13 protein-coding genes and 2 pseudogenes are annotated in these 17,306 nt (G+C 67.8%); 11 read left to right on the plus strand and 4 right to left on the minus strand.

Annotated features, from left to right (window positions below; translation table 11 throughout):
• Nucleotides 1-491: 491 nt before the first annotated feature.
• From ACIBJC_RS15795 to ACIBJC_RS15830, 8 genes are all read left to right on the plus strand, one after another.
• Nucleotides 492-2,114 (plus strand): ABC transporter substrate-binding protein, encoded by a 1,623-nt coding sequence (locus ACIBJC_RS15795; protein ID WP_399292476.1) that lies wholly within the window; start codon nucleotides 492-494, stop codon nucleotides 2,112-2,114.
• A 123-nt stretch (nucleotides 2,115-2,237) separates the two neighbouring features.
• Nucleotides 2,238-3,167, plus strand: coding sequence for an ABC transporter permease (locus ACIBJC_RS15800; protein WP_399292478.1), 930 nt, complete (start codon nucleotides 2,238-2,240; stop codon nucleotides 3,165-3,167).
• Complete coding sequence (locus ACIBJC_RS15805; protein WP_399292480.1) at nucleotides 3,160-4,125, plus strand: ABC transporter permease; 966 nt, start codon at nucleotides 3,160-3,162, stop codon at nucleotides 4,123-4,125. The genes ACIBJC_RS15800 and ACIBJC_RS15805 overlap by 8 nt, the downstream gene beginning before the upstream one ends.
• Before the next feature lie 11 nt (nucleotides 4,126-4,136).
• Nucleotides 4,137-5,195: an ABC transporter ATP-binding protein gene (locus tag ACIBJC_RS15810; RefSeq protein ID WP_399292482.1), complete on the plus strand. Its 1,059-nt coding sequence runs from the start codon at nucleotides 4,137-4,139 to the stop codon at nucleotides 5,193-5,195.
• Nucleotides 5,188-6,354 carry a dipeptide ABC transporter ATP-binding protein gene (locus tag ACIBJC_RS15815; RefSeq protein ID WP_329829109.1) on the plus strand — a complete coding sequence of 389 codons (1,167 nt, stop codon included), beginning with the start codon at nucleotides 5,188-5,190 and terminating at the stop codon, nucleotides 6,352-6,354. The genes ACIBJC_RS15810 and ACIBJC_RS15815 overlap by 8 nt, the downstream gene beginning before the upstream one ends.
• Nucleotides 6,355-6,457: 103 nt before the next feature.
• Nucleotides 6,458-6,964: an SseB family protein gene (locus tag ACIBJC_RS15820; protein ID WP_399292484.1), complete on the plus strand. Its 507-nt coding sequence runs from the start codon at nucleotides 6,458-6,460 to the stop codon at nucleotides 6,962-6,964.
• Nucleotides 6,961-7,692, plus strand: coding sequence for a hypothetical protein (locus ACIBJC_RS15825; protein WP_399292486.1), 732 nt, complete (start codon nucleotides 6,961-6,963; stop codon nucleotides 7,690-7,692). The genes ACIBJC_RS15820 and ACIBJC_RS15825 overlap by 4 nt, the downstream gene beginning before the upstream one ends.
• Complete coding sequence (locus ACIBJC_RS15830) at nucleotides 7,689-12,395, plus strand: putative T7SS-secreted protein (protein WP_399292488.1); 4,707 nt, start codon at nucleotides 7,689-7,691, stop codon at nucleotides 12,393-12,395. Before ACIBJC_RS15825 ends, ACIBJC_RS15830 begins: the two co-directional genes overlap by 4 nt.
• Before the next feature lie 355 nt (nucleotides 12,396-12,750).
• On the opposite strand, the gene ACIBJC_RS15835 is transcribed toward ACIBJC_RS15830, so the two are convergent.
• Nucleotides 12,751-13,200 carry a hypothetical protein gene (locus tag ACIBJC_RS15835; RefSeq protein WP_399292490.1) on the minus strand — a complete coding sequence of 150 codons (450 nt, stop codon included), beginning with the start codon at nucleotides 13,198-13,200 and terminating at the stop codon, nucleotides 12,751-12,753.
• A gap of 352 nt (nucleotides 13,201-13,552) precedes the next feature.
• On the opposite strand from ACIBJC_RS15835, the gene ACIBJC_RS15840 reads away from it, so the two are divergent.
• Both ACIBJC_RS15840 and ACIBJC_RS15845 read left to right on the plus strand, forming a co-directional pair.
• A complete protein-coding gene (locus tag ACIBJC_RS15840; RefSeq protein WP_399292492.1) occupies nucleotides 13,553-14,221 on the plus strand; it encodes a hypothetical protein in 669 nt (222 codons plus the stop codon).
• 49 nt (nucleotides 14,222-14,270) lie between these two features.
• Entirely contained in the window at nucleotides 14,271-14,744 is a 474-nt protein-coding gene (locus ACIBJC_RS15845; protein ID WP_399292494.1) for a DUF4291 domain-containing protein, read from the plus strand.
• Nucleotides 14,745-14,794: 50 nt separating this feature from the next.
• Here the strand turns inward: ACIBJC_RS15845 and ACIBJC_RS15850 are convergent.
• Nucleotides 14,795-15,010, minus strand: a pseudogene (locus ACIBJC_RS15850) (recombinase family protein); the annotation flags it as partial.
• A 209-nt stretch (nucleotides 15,011-15,219) separates the two neighbouring features.
• Nucleotides 15,220-15,873 carry a TetR/AcrR family transcriptional regulator gene (locus ACIBJC_RS15855; protein WP_399292496.1) on the minus strand — a complete coding sequence of 218 codons (654 nt, stop codon included), beginning with the start codon at nucleotides 15,871-15,873 and terminating at the stop codon, nucleotides 15,220-15,222.
• Between the two features lie 149 nt (nucleotides 15,874-16,022).
• Between ACIBJC_RS15855 and ACIBJC_RS15860 the strand changes: the two genes are divergently transcribed.
• A complete protein-coding gene (locus tag ACIBJC_RS15860; protein WP_399292498.1) occupies nucleotides 16,023-16,781 on the plus strand; it encodes an SDR family NAD(P)-dependent oxidoreductase in 759 nt (252 codons plus the stop codon).
• A 47-nt stretch (nucleotides 16,782-16,828) separates the two neighbouring features.
• On the opposite strand, the pseudogene ACIBJC_RS15865 reads toward ACIBJC_RS15860, so the two are convergent.
• A pseudogene (locus ACIBJC_RS15865) lies at nucleotides 16,829-17,254 on the minus strand (Tn3 family transposase); the annotation flags it as partial.
• Between the last annotated feature and the right edge of the window lie 52 nt (nucleotides 17,255-17,306).

Below are 17,306 nucleotides of genomic sequence, written 5' to 3' on the forward strand. Positions count from 1 at the left end.
ACGCGCTCCCACCGGGCGCGGTCGGCGCCCGTCGTCCGGTCCTGAGCGGGTACGTCATCAGGACCGGACCCCGTACGCAGAACGACGGCCCGGCCCCCGCGGAAGCGCGGAGGACCGGGCCGTTCGTCAATTCGATTTACGCCCCCGGAGCACCTCCGGACTCGACCAGAACGTCCGGATATCGGGGCTCGCTCTCCGGAACATGTGTTAACGGTCCGTTTCGGGCGTGTCTGTCTGTTCTCGTTTGTCCGGATTTCGGGCCAGCACGCCCGGTCGATGTTGTCAAAACGAGACCCTTTAAGTGTGGTTTACAGGTCGGGCGTACTCAATAGTTGGCTCCGTTGAGCTCGGGTCAATGGGTCATGCGCGATGGGGAGCGCCGACTCACGAGCACACTCGGGGTACTGCCGACAAGCCCGCTGTCAGGGGTGTCAGCGCGCGTAGACAGTGCCCGTCTTGTAGTGACTAAGTGGACTCATGAGGAGGAACCCATGCGCGGTGCCAAGAGCGCCAAGTGGGTAGTGGGCGCGATTGTCGTCGCAATGACGATGACGGCGTGCGGCGGCGGAAGCGACGACGACGGCAAGGCGGCGTCCAAGGAGAAGGGCAAGCCCGCGGGCTACATCTCCATGGACAACGGCGAGCCGCAGAAGCCGCTGATCCCGGCCGACACCAACGAGTCGGTGGGCGCCAACGTCATCAGGTCGCTGTTCACCCAGCTGCTTGAGTTCGACAAGGACGGCGGGATCGTCTACACCAACGCCGAGTCGGTGAAGACGACCGACTCGAAGACCTGGACGGTCAAGCTCAAGGCGGGCTGGAAGTTCCACGACGGCACCCCCGTCACCGCCGAGTCGTACGTCAAGGCGTGGAACTGGTACGCCAACGTCGACAACAACATGCAGAACGCCTTCTGGTTCGGTGACATCGCCGGTTACGCCGACGTCCACCCGGAGAAGGGCAAGGCGAAGGCCGACAGCATGTCCGGCCTGAAGGTCGTCGACGACACGACCTTCACCATCGAGCTGACCGAGGCTGTGCCGTACTTCGAGTACAAGCTCGGCTACTCCACCTTCGCGCCGCTGCCCGAGGTCTTCTACAAGGACACCAAGGCGTTCGGCCAGGCCCCGGTGGGCAACGGCCCCTACGTCTTCGAGAAGTGGGACCACAAGAAGCTCATCCAGGTCAAGGCCAACCCTGACTACCAGGGTCCGAACAAGGCCAAGAACAAGGGTGTCCTCTTCAAGAACTACGCCACCGTCGAGGCCGCGTACCAGGACCTGCTCTCCGGCAACCTGGACCTGATCAAGCAGGTCGGCCCGAAGGACCTGCCGAAGTACAAGGCGGACCTGGGCGACCGCGTGATCGACGAGCCGTGGGCCGGTCTCCAGACCATCACGCCGGCGTTCTACTCGAAGACCTTCAAGGGGATCAACCCCAAGGTCATCCAGGGCCTGTCGATGGGTATCGACCGGGCCACGATCACCAAGACGGTCCTCAACGGCACCCGTAACCCGGCCACCAGCTTCACCCCGCCCGGTGTCGCCGGTCACCAGAGCCTGAGCACCGACGTCTTCACGTTCGACGCGGCGAAGGCGAAGAAGCTCGTCACCGAGAACGGTGGCGTGCCGGACAACAAGATGTGGATCCAGTACAACGCCGACGGTGGCCACAAGGAGTGGGTGACCGCGGTCTGCGAGTCGATCCGTAACTCCACCGGTGTGGACTGCATCCCGGACGCCAAGCCGGACTTCCAGACCGACCTGGAGGCGCGTGACAACCGGCAGGTCAAGTCCGCGTACCGCGGTGGCTGGGTCGCCGACTACCCGGTGAACGCCAACTTCATGAAGGAGCTGTACGGCACCGGCGCCGAGGCCAACAACGGCGTCTTCTCCGACAAGGAGGTCGACGCCGCCTTCAAGAAGGGCGACAACGCCAAGTCGCTGGACGACTCGGTCAAGGCCTTCCAGGACGCGGAGAAGCTGCTCCTGGAGAAGATGCCGGCGATCCCGCTGTGGGAGTACAAGACCAACGGTGGCTTCTCCGAGGCCGTGGGCAACGTGGGGATCGACTTCCACGGTGACTACGTCCTCACCGACGTCACCGTCAAGTAACGGGCCCCAGGGCCCATCCCCCCACTCGGCCGGAAGCCGCCGTCACGGCGGTAGCCCCGAGGCCGCTCCCCGTCATCACGGGGAGCGGCCTTCGGGGCTGAAGTTATCCATTCGGAGGCACACATGGGGCGTTACGTCGCGCGGCGACTGCTCCAGATGATCCCGGTGTTCATCGGGTCAACCCTGCTGGTCTTCTCCATGATGTTCGCGCTGCCCGGCGACCCCGTGCGCGCGCTCGCCGGAGAACAGACCGTCGATCCCTCGCAGATAGCCCAGATGAAGAAGGATCTCGGGCTCGACCTGCCGCTCTGGCACCAGTACTGGAACTATCTGACCGGCCTGTTCCAGGGCGATTTCGGTACCCAGATAGCCAGCGGGCGGCCCGTCGCCGACATCATCTCCGAGGCGTTCCCGATCACGGTCCGGTTGGCCCTGTTCGCCTTCGCCTTCACCGTGCTCGTCGGTATCTCGATGGGAGTCTTCGCCGGTCTGAAGGCCGACACCCTCCGGGACCGCGGGCTGCTCGTCATCACCCTGCTGCTGATCTCGGTGCCGTCCTTCGTGCTCGGTTTCCTCGGCCAGTACTTCTTCGCCTTCCAGCTCGGCTGGGTGGACCCGAACGTGAGCGCGGACGCGAACTGGGACGAGCTGTTCCTGCCGGCCGTGGTGCTCGGCTCCCTCTCCCTGGCGTACGTGGCACGGCTCACCCGTACCTCGATCGCGGAGAACCTCCGCTCCGACTACATGCGCACCGCGGTGGCCAAGGGGCTGCCGCGCCGTCGTATCGTCGGAGTGCACCTGATGCGCAACTCCATGATCCCGGTGGTCACGTTCCTCGGCACCGACCTGGGCGCCCTGCTGGGCGGCGCGGTCGTGACCGAGGGCATCTTCAACGTCAAGGGTGTCGGCTACGCCACCTTCGACGCGCTCAGGCACCGGGAGGGTGCCACGGTCGTGGGCATCGTGACCCTGATCGTGGTCGTGTATCTCGTCGCCAGCCTGCTCGTCGACCTGCTTTACGCGGTCCTGGACCCGAGGATCCGTTATGCCTGAGGCACTCAAGGACACCACCAAGGACACCGGTGGGGTGAAGCCGGCCGAGGACCTGGCGGCAGGCCCGGCGGCGCCCGCGGACAGCTCGCTGGGCAAGCCCCGCAGCCTCTGGTCGGACGCCTGGCACGACCTGCGGCGCAACCCGCTCTTCCTGGCCTCGGCCGTGCTGATCGTGGTCCTGCTGGTGATGGCGGTCTTCCCCGGGCTGTTCACCGGTGCGGACCCGCGGTACGCGGACCTCGCCAACCACTACCTGCAGAAGCCGAGCTGGAGCCACTTCTTCAAGGAGGACTGGTTCGGGTACGACATCCAGGGCCGCTCGATCTACGCGCGCGTGATCTACGGGGCCCGCGCCTCGATCACCGTCGCCCTCGTCGTCACCCTGCTCGTCACCCTGCTCGGCACGGTCGTCGGCATGCTCGCCGGATACTTCGGGGGCTGGATCGACACGCTCCTGTCGCGCGTCACCGACATCTTCTTCGGCGTGCCCTTCATCCTCGGCGCGATGGTCGTCCTGACCTCCTTCGAGGAGCGTCACGTGTACGTCGTGATCCTGGCCCTGGCCTTCCTGGGCTGGACCCAGATCGCCCGTGTCGCCCGGGGCTCGGTGCTCACCGTCAAGCAGGCCGACTACGTGATGGCGGCCAAGGCGCTCGGCGCCTCGACCACCCGCATCCTGCTCCGGCACATCCTGCCCAACGCCATCGCGCCGGTGATCGTGGTCGCCACCATCGCGCTCGGTGGCTACATCTCCGCCGAGGCCACGCTGTCCTTCCTGGGGATCGGCCTCGCCGAGCCGACCGTCTCGTGGGGTGTCGACATCTCCTCGGGCCAGGAACAGCTCCGTAACGCCGCGTTCGTCCTGATCATCCCGTCCGTCATGGTGTCGATCACCGTTCTGGCGTTCATCATGCTCGGCGATGCGGTACGCAACGCCCTCGACCCCAAGCTGCGCTGAGGGAGGCGTACATGACCATCATCGAGAAGACAGCGGAAGACTCCGCTCCGCAGGACGCGGACGGTTCTGGCGGCATGCTGCTGGAAGTCCGTGACCTGCACGTGGAGTTCCACACCCGGGACGGTGTGGCCAAGGCGGTCAACGGCGTCAACTACAGCGTGGCCGCCGGGGAGACCCTCGCCGTGCTGGGCGAGTCGGGCTCCGGGAAGTCCGTGACCGCGCAGGCGATCATGGGCATCCTCGACATGCCCCCCGGCCGTATCCCCCAGGGAGAGATCCTCTTCCGGGGACAGGACATGCTCAAGATGAGCAACGACGAGCGGCGCAAGATCCGCGGCCGGAAGATCGCGATGATCTTCCAGGACGCGCTGTCGTCGCTCAACCCGGTGCTCTCCGTCGGCTATCAGCTCGGCGAGATGTTCCGGGTGCACCAGGGCCTCTCCAAGAAGGAGGCCAAGGCCAAGTCCATCGAGCTGATGGACCGGGTCCGTATCCCGGCGGCCAAGGACCGGGTGAACGACTACCCGCACCAGTTCTCCGGCGGTATGCGCCAGCGCATCATGATCGCCATGGCGCTGGCCCTGGAGCCCGACCTGATCATCGCGGACGAGCCGACGACCGCGCTCGACGTGACGGTGCAGGCCCAGGTGATGGACCTCCTCGCCGAGCTCCAGCGCGAGTTCAACATGGGGCTGATCCTGATCACCCACGACCTCGGTGTCGTCGCCGACGTCGCGGACAAGATCGCGGTGATGTACGCGGGCCGCATCGTGGAGACCGCCCCGGTGCACGAGATCTACAAGCGTCCGGCCCACCCGTACACGCGGGGGCTGCTGGACTCGATCCCGCGCCTGGACCAGAAGGGCCACGAGCTCTACGCGATCAAGGGCCTCCCGCCCAACCTGCTGAAGATCCCGAGCGGTTGCGCGTTCAACCCGCGCTGCCCGTCGGCGCAGGACATCTGCCGTACGGAGGTCCCGGCCCTGGCGCGGGTGACCGAGCGGGACGGCGGCGAGCTGCCCGGACGCGGCAGCGCATGCCACTTCTGGAAGGAGACGATCCATGGCTGAGCCGGCGAAACGTGACGAGGCCGCCGCGGCCGTGGACGCCGTGGACGCCACCCCGAACGTCACCGACGTGGAGGTGGTCGACGCGGTGACCGAGTCGGCCTCCGTCGCCGCGATCGAGGCGCCCGTCGAGCGGGGCGAGCCGATCCTCCAGGTCCGTAACCTCGTCAAGCACTTCCCGCTGACGCAGGGCATCCTCTTCAAGCGGCAGGTCGGCGCGGTCAAGGCCGTGGACGGCATCTCGTTCGACCTGTACCAGGGCGAGACCCTGGGCATCGTCGGCGAGTCAGGCTGCGGCAAGTCCACCGTCGCCAAGCTGCTGATGATGCTGGAGTCGGCCACGGCCGGCGAGGTCTTCTTCAAGGGCCAGGACATCACGAAGCTGTCCGGGCGGGCGCTGAAGGCGGTACGGCGCAACATCCAGATGGTGTTCCAGGACCCGTACACCTCGCTCAACCCCCGTATGACGGTGGGCGACATCATCGGGGAGCCGTTCGACATCCACCCCGAGGTGGCCCCCAAGGGCGACCGGCGGCGCAGGGTCCAGGACCTGCTGGACGTGGTGGGCCTGAACCCGGAGTACATCAACCGCTACCCGCACCAGTTCTCCGGCGGTCAGCGCCAGCGCATCGGCATCGCCCGCGGCCTCGCGCTCAACCCCGAGATCATCATCTGCGACGAGCCGGTCTCGGCGCTGGACGTCTCCGTCCAGGCGCAGGTCATCAACCTGATGGAGAAGCTCCAGGACGAGTTCAACCTCTCCTACATCTTCATCGCGCACGACCTGTCGATCGTCCGGCACATCTCCGACCGGGTGGGCGTCATGTACCTCGGCAAGATGGCCGAGATCGGTACGGACACCCAGATCTACGACCACCCGACGCACCCCTACACCCAGGCGCTGCTGTCGGCGGTCCCGGTCCCCGACCCGGAGGCCCGCGAGGGCCGCGAGCGGATCATCCTCACCGGAGACGTCCCCTCCCCGGCGAACCCCCCGTCCGGCTGCCGCTTCCGCACCCGCTGCTGGAAGGCGCAGGACCGGTGCGCGGAGGAGGTGCCGCTGCTCGCCATCCCGGAGCGCTTCAAGGACTCGGATGGCGAGGACGCGCACGAGTCGGCGTGCCACTTCGCGGAGGAGAAGGACGTGGTCCACGCGGCCTGACGCGTCACGCCCACAGCCAGGGCCCGGAACCGTACGCACGCGCGTACGGGGCCGGGCCTTTTGGCGTTGCATCAGGTAATACGATCACGACAGAATCCGGCTCATGACCACGAGCGGCGACGGACCATCAGGGCGCGAACGCCCCCTGCGACTGGCGGATCTGGCCCGCTCGGAGGCCGACGAGGACCGCCCCGCACCAGCGCCCGCGCCGGTACCGCCCGCGCCGGTACCGCCCGCTGACGGCATCGCGGCGGCGAGGGCGGAGTTCGCGGCGTCGCTGGGGGAATTCCGGCGTACGGCCGTGCTCGTCCCCGACGACGGCCAGGGTGGCCTCTGGACGGCGGAGCAGGGCGGCATCCGGTGGATCTGCGCCTTCTCGGACGAGGCCGCGCTGGCCCGGTTCGCGGTCGCGCGCGGGGACGCCGCGCGGGAGTGGCCGTACCGTACGGTGCTGGGTGCCCGGCTGCTCGACGTGATGGTGCCGCTGGTGGGCGTGCCCGCCGGTGTGGCCCTCGACGCGGGAAGCCCCGACGGGACGCTCTTCCCGCCGGTGGCCGGGGTGGTGCCGGACCCGGCGGCCGTGGACCTCGGCGCCGGGGGCGCGCGGTGAGCGGGGACGCCCCGGACCTCGACGCCCCGGACGAGGCCCTGGCGCTGATAGCCGAGGGCATCGACAAGGCGCACGGCGAGCTGAAGGACCTCGGCGCGATCGGCCAGGCGACCGCGGGGCGCGGCTTCTCGGAACTCGCCCTGACGGGCATGGAGTTGGGGCACCAGGCGTTGACCGCGCAGTTCGACGCGTTCTGCGAACGCTGGGAGTGGGGCGTACGGGCGCTGATGTGGCGGGGGAACAACTTCGCCTCCGGGGTGGGGCTGTCGGCCGGGGCGTTCCACGAGCAGGAGCAGTACGTCAAGGGCACGTTCAAGATCGCGGTGAACGCGGTGAACGGGAACCCGCACCTCAGCGAGGAAGAGGTCCAGGGCAAGAGCTGGGACGAGATCCGCTCGCAGTCGGCGACGGACGGCGCGGACTACAGCGCCGAGTCGTTCGCGGAGGCGCACGGCGAGGTGAAGCAGAACTGGGGCGACACCATGTACGTGGCGGAGCGGGCGGCGCTGAAGGACCTCCAGGAGACGGGCATCGTGGACCCGGAGCTGAACGACCCCGGGGAGCAGAAGCTCCGCGACACCTTCAGCCCCTCGGAGGCGGCCGTCCAGCAGGCGGATGAGCGGTACGGCCCGAGCGGCGGGTCGAGCGGTGGGTCGGACAGCGGTTCGGACAGCGGGTCCGATCACGGGTCCGATCACGGCTCCGATCACGGGGCGGACCGCCGGTGACCGACTGGGGCGAGCTGGCCGACAAGGGGCTCGGCAAGCTGGAGGCCGGCTGGGAGGCCGGTAAGCGCAAGGTCGGAGAGGGCGTCGACTGGGCCACGGACAAGGCCGGCGCCGGTCTGGAGTACGCGGGCGCCGAGGGCCTCGCGGACAAGGTCGAGGACTGGGGCGACAGCACCGCGTCCTCGCTCGGCGCGAAGGTGGGGGAGCAGCAGCTCGGCCAGAGCGAAGAGGCCAACGAGCTGATCCACGGCAGTCCCTCCAGGATCACCGCGAGCGTCAAGAACCTCAGGGACTTCCGGGACGCGTTCGACCTGGTCGGCGGCGGTATGAAGAAGCTGGACCCCAGCCGCTGGAAGGGCGCGGCGGCGGACACGTTCCGCGAGAAGTTCGCACCGCTCGCCGGGGACTGGCTACGCGCGGCGGACTCGTTCGGGGACGCGGCGAAGGCGCTGGAGACCTACGCGGACATGGTCACCTGGGCACAGGGCGAGGCCAGGGAGGCGATCGCCCTCCACCGGAAGGGCGAGGCGGCCTCCAAGGCGGCGGTGGACGCGTACAACAAGAAGGCCGAGGCCTACAACGCCGCGAGGAACGGCCCCGATCCCCTTCCCGATCCGGGCGAGTTCACCGATCCGGGTGAGGCGCGGCGCGTACGGGCACGGGAGATCCTGACCGAGGCCCGCCGCCAGCGCGACGAGGCGGGCGACACGGCGAGGAGGGCGGTCGCGGCGGCGCTGGCCCACGCGCCCGCGATGCCTTCGGCGACAGAACGGGCGAAGCTCGGCACGCTCGACTACTCGGTGAGCCAGTCCACGGAGATCAGCCACTTCGGCGGCGGCATCGTCAAGGGCACGGTCGGCATCACCAACTTCGCCCGCTCGCTCAACCCGACGGACCCGTACAACATCACGCACCCGGCCGAGTACTACAAGAGCGTCAACATGACGCTGGCGGGCCTGGTCTCGGTGGCCGCCGACCCCGACCAGGTACTCAAGGACGCCTGGGTCGCGGCGAAGAAGGACCCCAGCGAGTTCCTCGGCCGGCTCGTGCCCGAGCTGCTCGGCACGAAGGGCACGGGCCGGGCGTCCTCCGCCGCACGTGCCGGGATCAAGGACGGCGCGAAGGCGGGAGGAAGACGAGGCGCGCGCGAGGGGGTCGGGCAGGACCCTCCGGGCAGCAGCAGGCGGCACGACGAGAAGACCTGCACGGGGGACCCGGTCGACGTCGCCACGGGCCGAATGGTCCTGCCCCAGACGGACATCGTGCTGCCCGGCTCCCTCCCTCTGGTCTTCGCGCGGACCTTCGAGTCGTCGTACCGCGCGGGCGGCTGGTTCGGTCCGACCTGGGCGAGCACGGTCGACCAGCGGCTGGAGATCGACTCCGAAGGCGTGATTCTCGTACGCGAGGACGGCAGCCTGCTCGCCTACCCGCACCCGGCGCCGGGCGTTCCCGTCCTGCCGTTCCACGGACAGCGCCGGCCGCTGGACCGGGACGTGGACGGCGGCTACACGGTCACGGATCCGGACACCGGCCAGGTCAGCCACTTCACCGCGCACGGCGAGGACCTGGCGCTCCTGGCACAGATCGACGACCGTAACGGCAACTGGATCACCTTCGAGTACGACGCGGCCGGGGCCCCGACGGCCATCGCCCACCATGGCGGCTACCTTCTCAGGCTCACCACCGCTGAGGGACGAGTCACCGCCCTGCACCTGGCGGGGGTGGCCCCCGACGGCACCGACCAGGAGATCCTTCAGTACGCCTACACGGACGGCCATCTGACCGAGGTCACCAACTCCTCGGGCCTGCCCCTGCGGTTCGGCAACGACGAGCACGGCCGCATCACGTCCTGGACGGACACCAACGGCAGCCGCTTCGACTACGTCTACGACGAACACGACCGCTGTACGTACCAGAGCGGCGCGGCGGGCCATCTGTCCGCCACTTTCGCCTACGACGCGACCGACCCGGACAACCCGGACTCCGGTCTGAGCGTCACCACGCACACCAACTCACTCGGCCACAGCAGCCGCTACCTCATCAACACGGACGTCCAGGTCGTCGCGGAGATCGACCCGGCCGGCGCGGTCACCCGCTTCGAGCGGGACCGCTTCCACCGGCTGCTGTCGCGGACCGACCCGCTCGGCAGGACGACGAGGTTCGCGTACGACGCGGACGGGAACCTCGTCGAGGCCGAACGTCCGGACGGCCGGACCACGACGGTGACGTACAACGCCCTGGGCCTGCCGACCACGGTCCGCGCGACGGACGGCACCGTACAGCGCCACGCCTACGACGACCGGGGCAACCGCGTCTCGGCGACCGACCAGGCCGGCGTCACCACTCGCTCCACGTACGACGAGGCGGGCCGCCTCCTGTCGATGACCGACGGGCTCGACCGCACCACCCGCGTACGGTGCGACCCGGCCGGGCTGATCACGGAGGTCGTCGACCCGCTGGGAGCGGTGAAACGCTGTGTACGGGACGGCTTCGGTCGTCCGGTGACCCTGATCGACGCGCTCGGGGCGACCACGCGCCTGGAGTGGACGACGGAGGGCAGGCTCGCCCGCCGTACCGCCCCGGACGGCGCGGAGGAGTCCTGGACGTACGACGGCGAGGGCAACAGCACCAGCCACACCGACCCGATGGGGGCGGTCTCCCGCTTCGAGTACGGCCACTTCGACCTCCTGACGGCCAGGACGGGCCCCGACGGCACACGCTACGAGTTCACCCACGACACCGACCTCAACCTCACCCGGGTCACCAACCCGCAGGGTCTGACGTGGGAGTACGGCTACGACCCGACCGGCCGCGTCATATCGGAGACGGACTTCGACGGCCGCGTCCTCACCTACACGCACGACGCGGTGGGCGCGCTGCGCTCCCGTACCAACGGCCTGGGGCAGGCCATCACGTACGAGCGCGACGTGCTGGGCCGGATCGAGTCCAAGGACGCCGACGGCGCGGTGACGACCTACGCGTACGACCTGACCGACGGCCTCGCCGAGGCGGTCGGCCCGGACACCACGCTCACCCTGCTCCGCGACCCGGGGGGCCGTCTGGTCTCGGAGACGGTGGCGGGCCGTACGACCTCGTACACGTACGACACCCTGGGCCGGCGCACGGGCCGGACCACGCCGACCGGCGCCACGGCGGAGTGGACGTACGACGCGGCGGACCAGCGCACCTCCCTGACCACGGCGGGTCGCACGATCACCTTCGAACGCGACGCGGCGGGCAACGAACTCACCCGCCGTATCGGTGACGCCCTCACCCTCACCCACGAGTGGGACGCGGTGGGCCGCCTCACCGCGCACACGGTCACCGGCGCGGGCCGCGGCCCCCGGCGCCGCACGTACAGCTACCGCGCCGACGGCAACCTCACCGCCATGGAGGACCAGCTCTCCGGCACCCGCCGCTTCGACCTGGACGCGGCGGGCCGGGTGACCGGCGTCCATGCCGGGGACTGGACGGAGCGGTACGCGTACGACGAGGCCGGCAACCAGACGGAAGCCACCTGGCCCGCGACCCACCCCGGCGAGGAGGCGACAGGCCCCCGCACCTACACAGGCACCCGTATCACCCGCGCAGGCGGTGTCCACTACGAACACGACGCCCAGGGCCGCATCGTCGAGCGCCGCAAGACCCGCCTCTCACGCAAGCCCGACATCTGGCGCTACACCTGGGACGCCGAAGACCACCTGACGGACGTCACCACCCCCGACGGCGCCCACTGGCACTACCTGTACGACCCGCTGGGCCGCCGCACCGCCAAACAGCGCCTCGCGGAGGACGGCGCTACGGTCGAGGAACAGGTGGACTTCACCTGGGACGGCACCACCCTCTGCGAACAGACCACCCACACCCCCGACCAGCCCCACCCGATCACGCTCACCTGGCACCACCAGGGCCTGCACCCGCTGACCCAGACCGAACGCCTCACGTCGACGGACTCCCAGGAGGTCATCGACGAACGCTTCTTCGCCATCGTCACGGACCTGGTCGGCACCCCCACGGAACTGATCGACGAACACGGCGAAACGGCCTGGCGCACCCGCACCACCCTCTGGGGCACCACCACCTGGAACACCAGCGCGACGACGTACACGCCCCTCCGCTTCCCGGGCCAGTACTTCGACCCGGAAACGGGCCTGCACTACAACTACTTCCGCCACTACGACCCGGAAACGGCCCGCTACCTCAGCCAGGACCCGCTGGGGCTGGGGCCGGCTCCGAACCCGGCGACGTACGTACGTAATCCGCACACCTGGGCGGACCCGCTGGGGCTGAAGGCGTGTGAAAACGGCGGCAGTTGGGACCCCAATGAGGAACCGTACCTCTACCGTGGCATCGGGTATGCCGACGCCAGGAGTCCGGCGGAGTGGCAGAAAATGTATGACGATTCCCTCAAGGGAGTAGCCGAGCCACTCGGTGGTCATTCCGATCCTCAGCTACACGTCGGCGGTCGGACTGACAGTGATTTTATTTCGTGGACGACCTATTATGAGGATATGGCTTTGGAGGAAAGCTTCAGGGGTAGCGGGCCGGGAGTGGTTCTGAGAATCCCTAACGCCGATGGTGTTGGCTACAGTAGAGTTCCTGGAGTTTCTTTTCCTTACGGTGAAGGAGAAGTTCTAATCCGTGGTTCGGTGCGAGGCGCGGAAGTTAGTGTTAATGGAGGACCGTGGACAAGCGTGAATTGAGGTCGCTCGTTCGTGTGGCGATCCAAGAGGGTGTGTGCCCCCGAGAAATCCTTGAGGGTATGGAAGGTGACGTGATATTTGATGTGGGAACTGTTGAGCGTTCGAGCCTGTTGAGAATCTACGCCAGGCGACTTTCCAGGACGCAGGCGGGTACCCCGCTTCGAGAGTCAACCCAGAGGTTGGTTTCCTTCCTTGAAGGGTACGATCGTTGTGAATTAAGCATGATCAGTATCCGGTCAGGGGAATCCGGATTTCAGCTCTTTCTCGCCGATTCGAGCGAATCGAGAATTCTTTTCTGGATGAGTATGTTTTCGAAATGAGGGTCCTCGTGCTGGCGGGTGGTGTATTACTCGAATCAGGCCAAGCGGCTTCCGGACCATGTGCTGTGGGCAGGCAAGCAGCACAGGCAGCGGACCGCCCCATCACCCGCGACCAGAACGGCGCCTTGGCCATGCCCTTGCGCCTCGTCCACCAAGGCGAACACGTAGCCACTGCCCCGCTGCTCACGCGCGCGCTTGCGCAGGAACGCCCGATCGTCCTCCGCTATGTCCGTCGCCGCGTCGATCCGCCGGTCCGTCCGGTCCAGAACCGGGTAAGCGGGCAGCGTCAGCGTGGCCGGCAGGCTCAGTGAGCGCAAGTCGCGCAGGACTCCGCCCAGCTCCCCGTACGTCGGCTTCCGGTCGCTCTCCTCGGTCAGGTGCCAGAACGTCACCGGGTGACCATCGACCACCATGGGTTGTTCGAGGTCACCGATCACCCGCGTGACCGGGAAGCTTTCGCCCGCCAGCCAGCGCGACACCTCCACCGCACCACCACCGGTTGTGCGGTGAGACGGAACAGCGCGTTCTCTCCCAGCCGAATAAGTCGGGCGCCGTCGCCGTCGAGCCCCGCGCGTCGGCACGCCAGCGACATCACCTCCGCGGTGCGGGCCGTCGTGAAGCCCGTTCCCGCACTTCCCGTCGCAGCAGATGACATGCCGTCCCCACTCCCTGGCTGGTAACAGACGTCAATGCGACCGTACCCACGGGACGCGGTGGCAGACGAGCCGAGGACGACGATCAGCCGTCGGGGGATGTTCATTGGAAGCCGCCATGCCATGATCCTCTCAACTACCAGGTTGCGCTGGGTAGTCACCGATGCGAGATCATGGAGAGGTGATGAAGCGGCTCAAGAGGGCAGATACGGTGAAACAACCGGGTCGTGAACCGGCGCTTTCTGCGTACCAACAGGCCCTGCGGGATCGGCTTCTCGACGCCCCTGTGATGCCCGCGCCCGAACCGTGGCGGCCCGTCTTCGAGTACGAGTACGGCGCCCCTGTCGGCGGACTTCTCGGGATCGGCTTCGCGACGCACCCTGAGAGCTGCCACGACTTGGTGATGGTCGTCTCCCGCGATGGCCATGGTCTCTTCGACGCCGTCACCGGGGAGAAGATGGCCAGGGATCGTGCCCCCGACCCCGAGGGCAGCACTCCTGACGCGGTCGCCGACCTGACCTGCCCCGGACTGGGACCGATCGCCGGCAGCCGCGTACACATCGCAGGGCTCTTCGGTGGAGGGTTGCACACCACGACCGAGGACGGCTGGGCACTGGAGGTCGTCACCCCGGCCTGGCCCAACGATCGTGTGCTGCTTTCGGGCGACGGCGGACTCCCCCACTCCGGTCCGCACGGAGAGCAGTGGTGGCACATCTTCCACTCCACATACTCGGAACTTCGAGCCTTCGGCTTCTCGCCCTCCGGGGAGACCATCGCCGTCGCGACGAGCAGTGATGTATCTCTGTGGACCCGCCGCTCCGAGCACAACAACGGCAGCATCGCTCAACGCTGACCAACCCGTGACGCGGGGGCCGCAACGTCAAAGGGACTATGAACACCGCTTGACGTGGATCAAGCCCTCGTTCCTCTGGATGATGTACCGCTCGGGCTGGGCCACGAAGCCGGATCAGGAGCGGGTTCTGGCTATCCAGATCACGCGGGAGGGTTTCGAGTGGGCTCTCTCGCGGGCGTGCCTCAGCCATTTCGACCGGACCCGCTTCCGCGACAAGGCCGAGTGGCGGGCGGAGTTGGAGTCGAGTCCGGTAAGGGTGCAGTGGGATCCGGATCGCGATACCGGGCTGAATCCGCTGTCCCGGCGTGCCATTCAGATCGGTCTGTCGGGGGAGGCGGTCGAGAGGTATGTGGATGACTGGATCGTCGGCATGACCGATATCACCGGCATGGTGGGCGACATCCGCCGGGCGGTTCGCGGTGGGGGCGACGAGGAAGTGGCTGCCCTGCTGCCAGTGGAGCGCGAGTATCCGCTTCCGGAGGCCGTGAGGGAACGGATCGTGCCCACGCGGGTGGCGGTGTGATCGGTCGGCTCGGTGGCTCGCACCTGCTGCGGCCCGGTCCCGCGTACGAGGCGGAACATCTCGGAGATGTGGACGGTGTCGCCCGGCCTCGCGTAGGTGAGCAGCTCGCGGAACTTCGGCCGCTGGAGTGGGTGGAGGCGGCTGGAGGTGCCCGGGTCCTCCTCGAAGAGGACCGGGTCCTCGATGCCGGCCTCGTCCAGGACGAGGTTCTGCCGGGCGGTCGACTGCTGGTCGGTCGAGACCCGCTTGTGGACCAGGTTCGCCACTGCGGCCCCCTTCCGTAAGGAGGATCGGATCCTGTCTGTCGTCAAACCCTGTCAGCAATCACCATCGGATCTGATGGGATTCGAGCCGCCGCGAACCCCCGGATCGCACGGGTTCACTGGACACGCCGACCACCTGTCGTCAAACGATCGTTTACCGACATGCGTGGCCGAGTGGAGGCGTCGCGGATGTTGAGCATTGCGCGCCAGTGTCAACGTTCCGGCTTCGGGTCAGGCCGGCGGGTCGGGGTGTATCTGGCGAGCATGGTCTGGACGGCCTGTTCGACGGCGTCGTGGATGTCGGAGGCTGCGGGGTTCCAGTCGGTCAGCAGCATGCGGGGCCACAGGACGTAGTTGGCGATCATGCCGAGGAACTGGTTCGCGGCGCTCGCCGCGTCCGGGACATCAGCGTTGCCCGCCTCGTGCTCGGATTCCAAGTAGTGCTGAACGGAGGTGAAGTAGGGCAGTTTGCCGAGCTCGAACTGCATCCGTCCCAGTTCGGGGAAACGAGGCAGTTCGGCGATGACGATCCGGAACAGGGCTGTCATGCCGGGCCGGCCGACCAGATCGGCATAGCGGTGGCCGACGGTTGTCAGTCCGGAGCGCAGATCTCCGGTCTGTGGCCGCGTGACAGCGTCGCCGGCGTCACGCTGCCAGGACTCGGTGACGATGGCCTCGAAGAGGGCCGCCTTGGTGGGGAACCGTTTGAACAGGGTGGACTTCGAGACCCCGGCCGCTTCGGCGATCCGGGCCAGTGAGGTGCCGTCGTAGCCACGATCCAGGAACAGTTCTGTGGCTGCGGTGGTGATCGCCTCGCGTTTCTGCTGAGCGAGTCTGCGGTGGTGTGCGGAGAGTTCTGCTGCCATGTGAACAGTATGCCGCAGACCCGAGGCGAGTCACTTGACTCGCCTCGGCGGTCCTGCTTACGGTACGAGGGCAAGGCGAGTCGAGTGACTCGCATCCTGTCTGTGGCGCCCGGGTGAATTCCGGTAGCCGCGCGGTGGAGGAACAGTTCATGACGATCGACAAGATCGCTTTGGTGACCGGTGCGAATCGCGGCCTCGGACGTGGCGCGGCCATCGCTCTGGCCAGACGCGGGGTGCGGGTCCTGGTCACCCACCGCGGTGATGCGGCCGGGGCTGAGAAGACGGTGGAACAGGTGCGGGCGGTGGGTGGGAGTGCCGCTGTTCTCCGGCTCGACATCAGCGACGTCTCCTCTTTCGCGTCCTTCACCTCCGAACTGAGCGAGCAGCTGGAGCGCTGGGGTACTTCGCGGCTCGACATCTTGGTCAACAACGCGGGAGTGGGGGTCTTCGGACCGCTGGAGGACGTCACGATCGACGACTTCGACACGGTGATGGGCACCAACGTCCGGGGCACGTTCTTCCTCATCCAGTCACTTGTGCCGCTGCTGGCCCAGGGCGGCCGCGTCATCAACGTCTCGACGTCACTGACCCGCCACACCAGCCCCGCCACCTCGGTCTACTCCGCCTCGAAGGCCGCCGTCGAAGCCCTGAGCCGCACCCTCGCCGCAGAACTCGGCCCGCGCGGCATCCGGGTCAACTCCATCGCCCCGGGGCCGACCGCCACCGATTTCAACGGTGGAGCGATGCGGGACGACGCCGAGATGCGCCAGGTTCTGGCCGGACAGACCGCACTCGGCCGCGTCGGCGAACCTGAGGAGATCGGCGACGCCATCGCCACGCTGGCCTCCGAGGGCCTGCGCTGGGTCACCGCCCAGCGCATCGAGGTCTCCGGCGGCGCCCTCCTCTGAGCGACCGGGCGACGGCCTGTAGAGACGCAGGCAGCGACGGCCCCGACTCACTCCCAGCAGGTCTCGTCCTCGTCCAGCTCCGGCGCATCAGGTCCCGAAGCGGGCCCAGGACGCCGGCGGCGGGGGTCGAGGCGGGGAAGCTGTAGCGGCCGAGCAGGTTCAGGTTGCGGTGCTTGAGCGGGGAGAGCCGGGCGATGTCCTCCTCGCGGAGTTCGTGGCCCTCGGCCTGGAGCTGGGCGACGGCGGCGTCGACGTAGCGCGTCGTCCAGAGCACGATGGCGTCGAGGACCAGACCGAGCGCGCCGAGCCGGCGACCTTCAGCATGTCCGGCAGTGCGTGATCACCTTGTTCAGGTTGACCCGGTTACGGGCCAGGTCCTCCATCACTCCGTACATTCCGGTCTCCACCCCGGGCATGGTCGCGCGCCAGAACCGCTGGTCGTCCAGGTCGCGGAACCGCGGGCTGAAGTTGTAGCGACGGGTCGTGGGGTCCGGGGTGCGGCAGGAGACGTACGCAGTCGTGGAC

The sequence above is a fragment of the Streptomyces sp. NPDC050509 genome, from assembly GCF_044457965.1.
Lineage (GTDB): Bacteria > Actinomycetota > Actinomycetes > Streptomycetales > Streptomycetaceae > Streptomyces.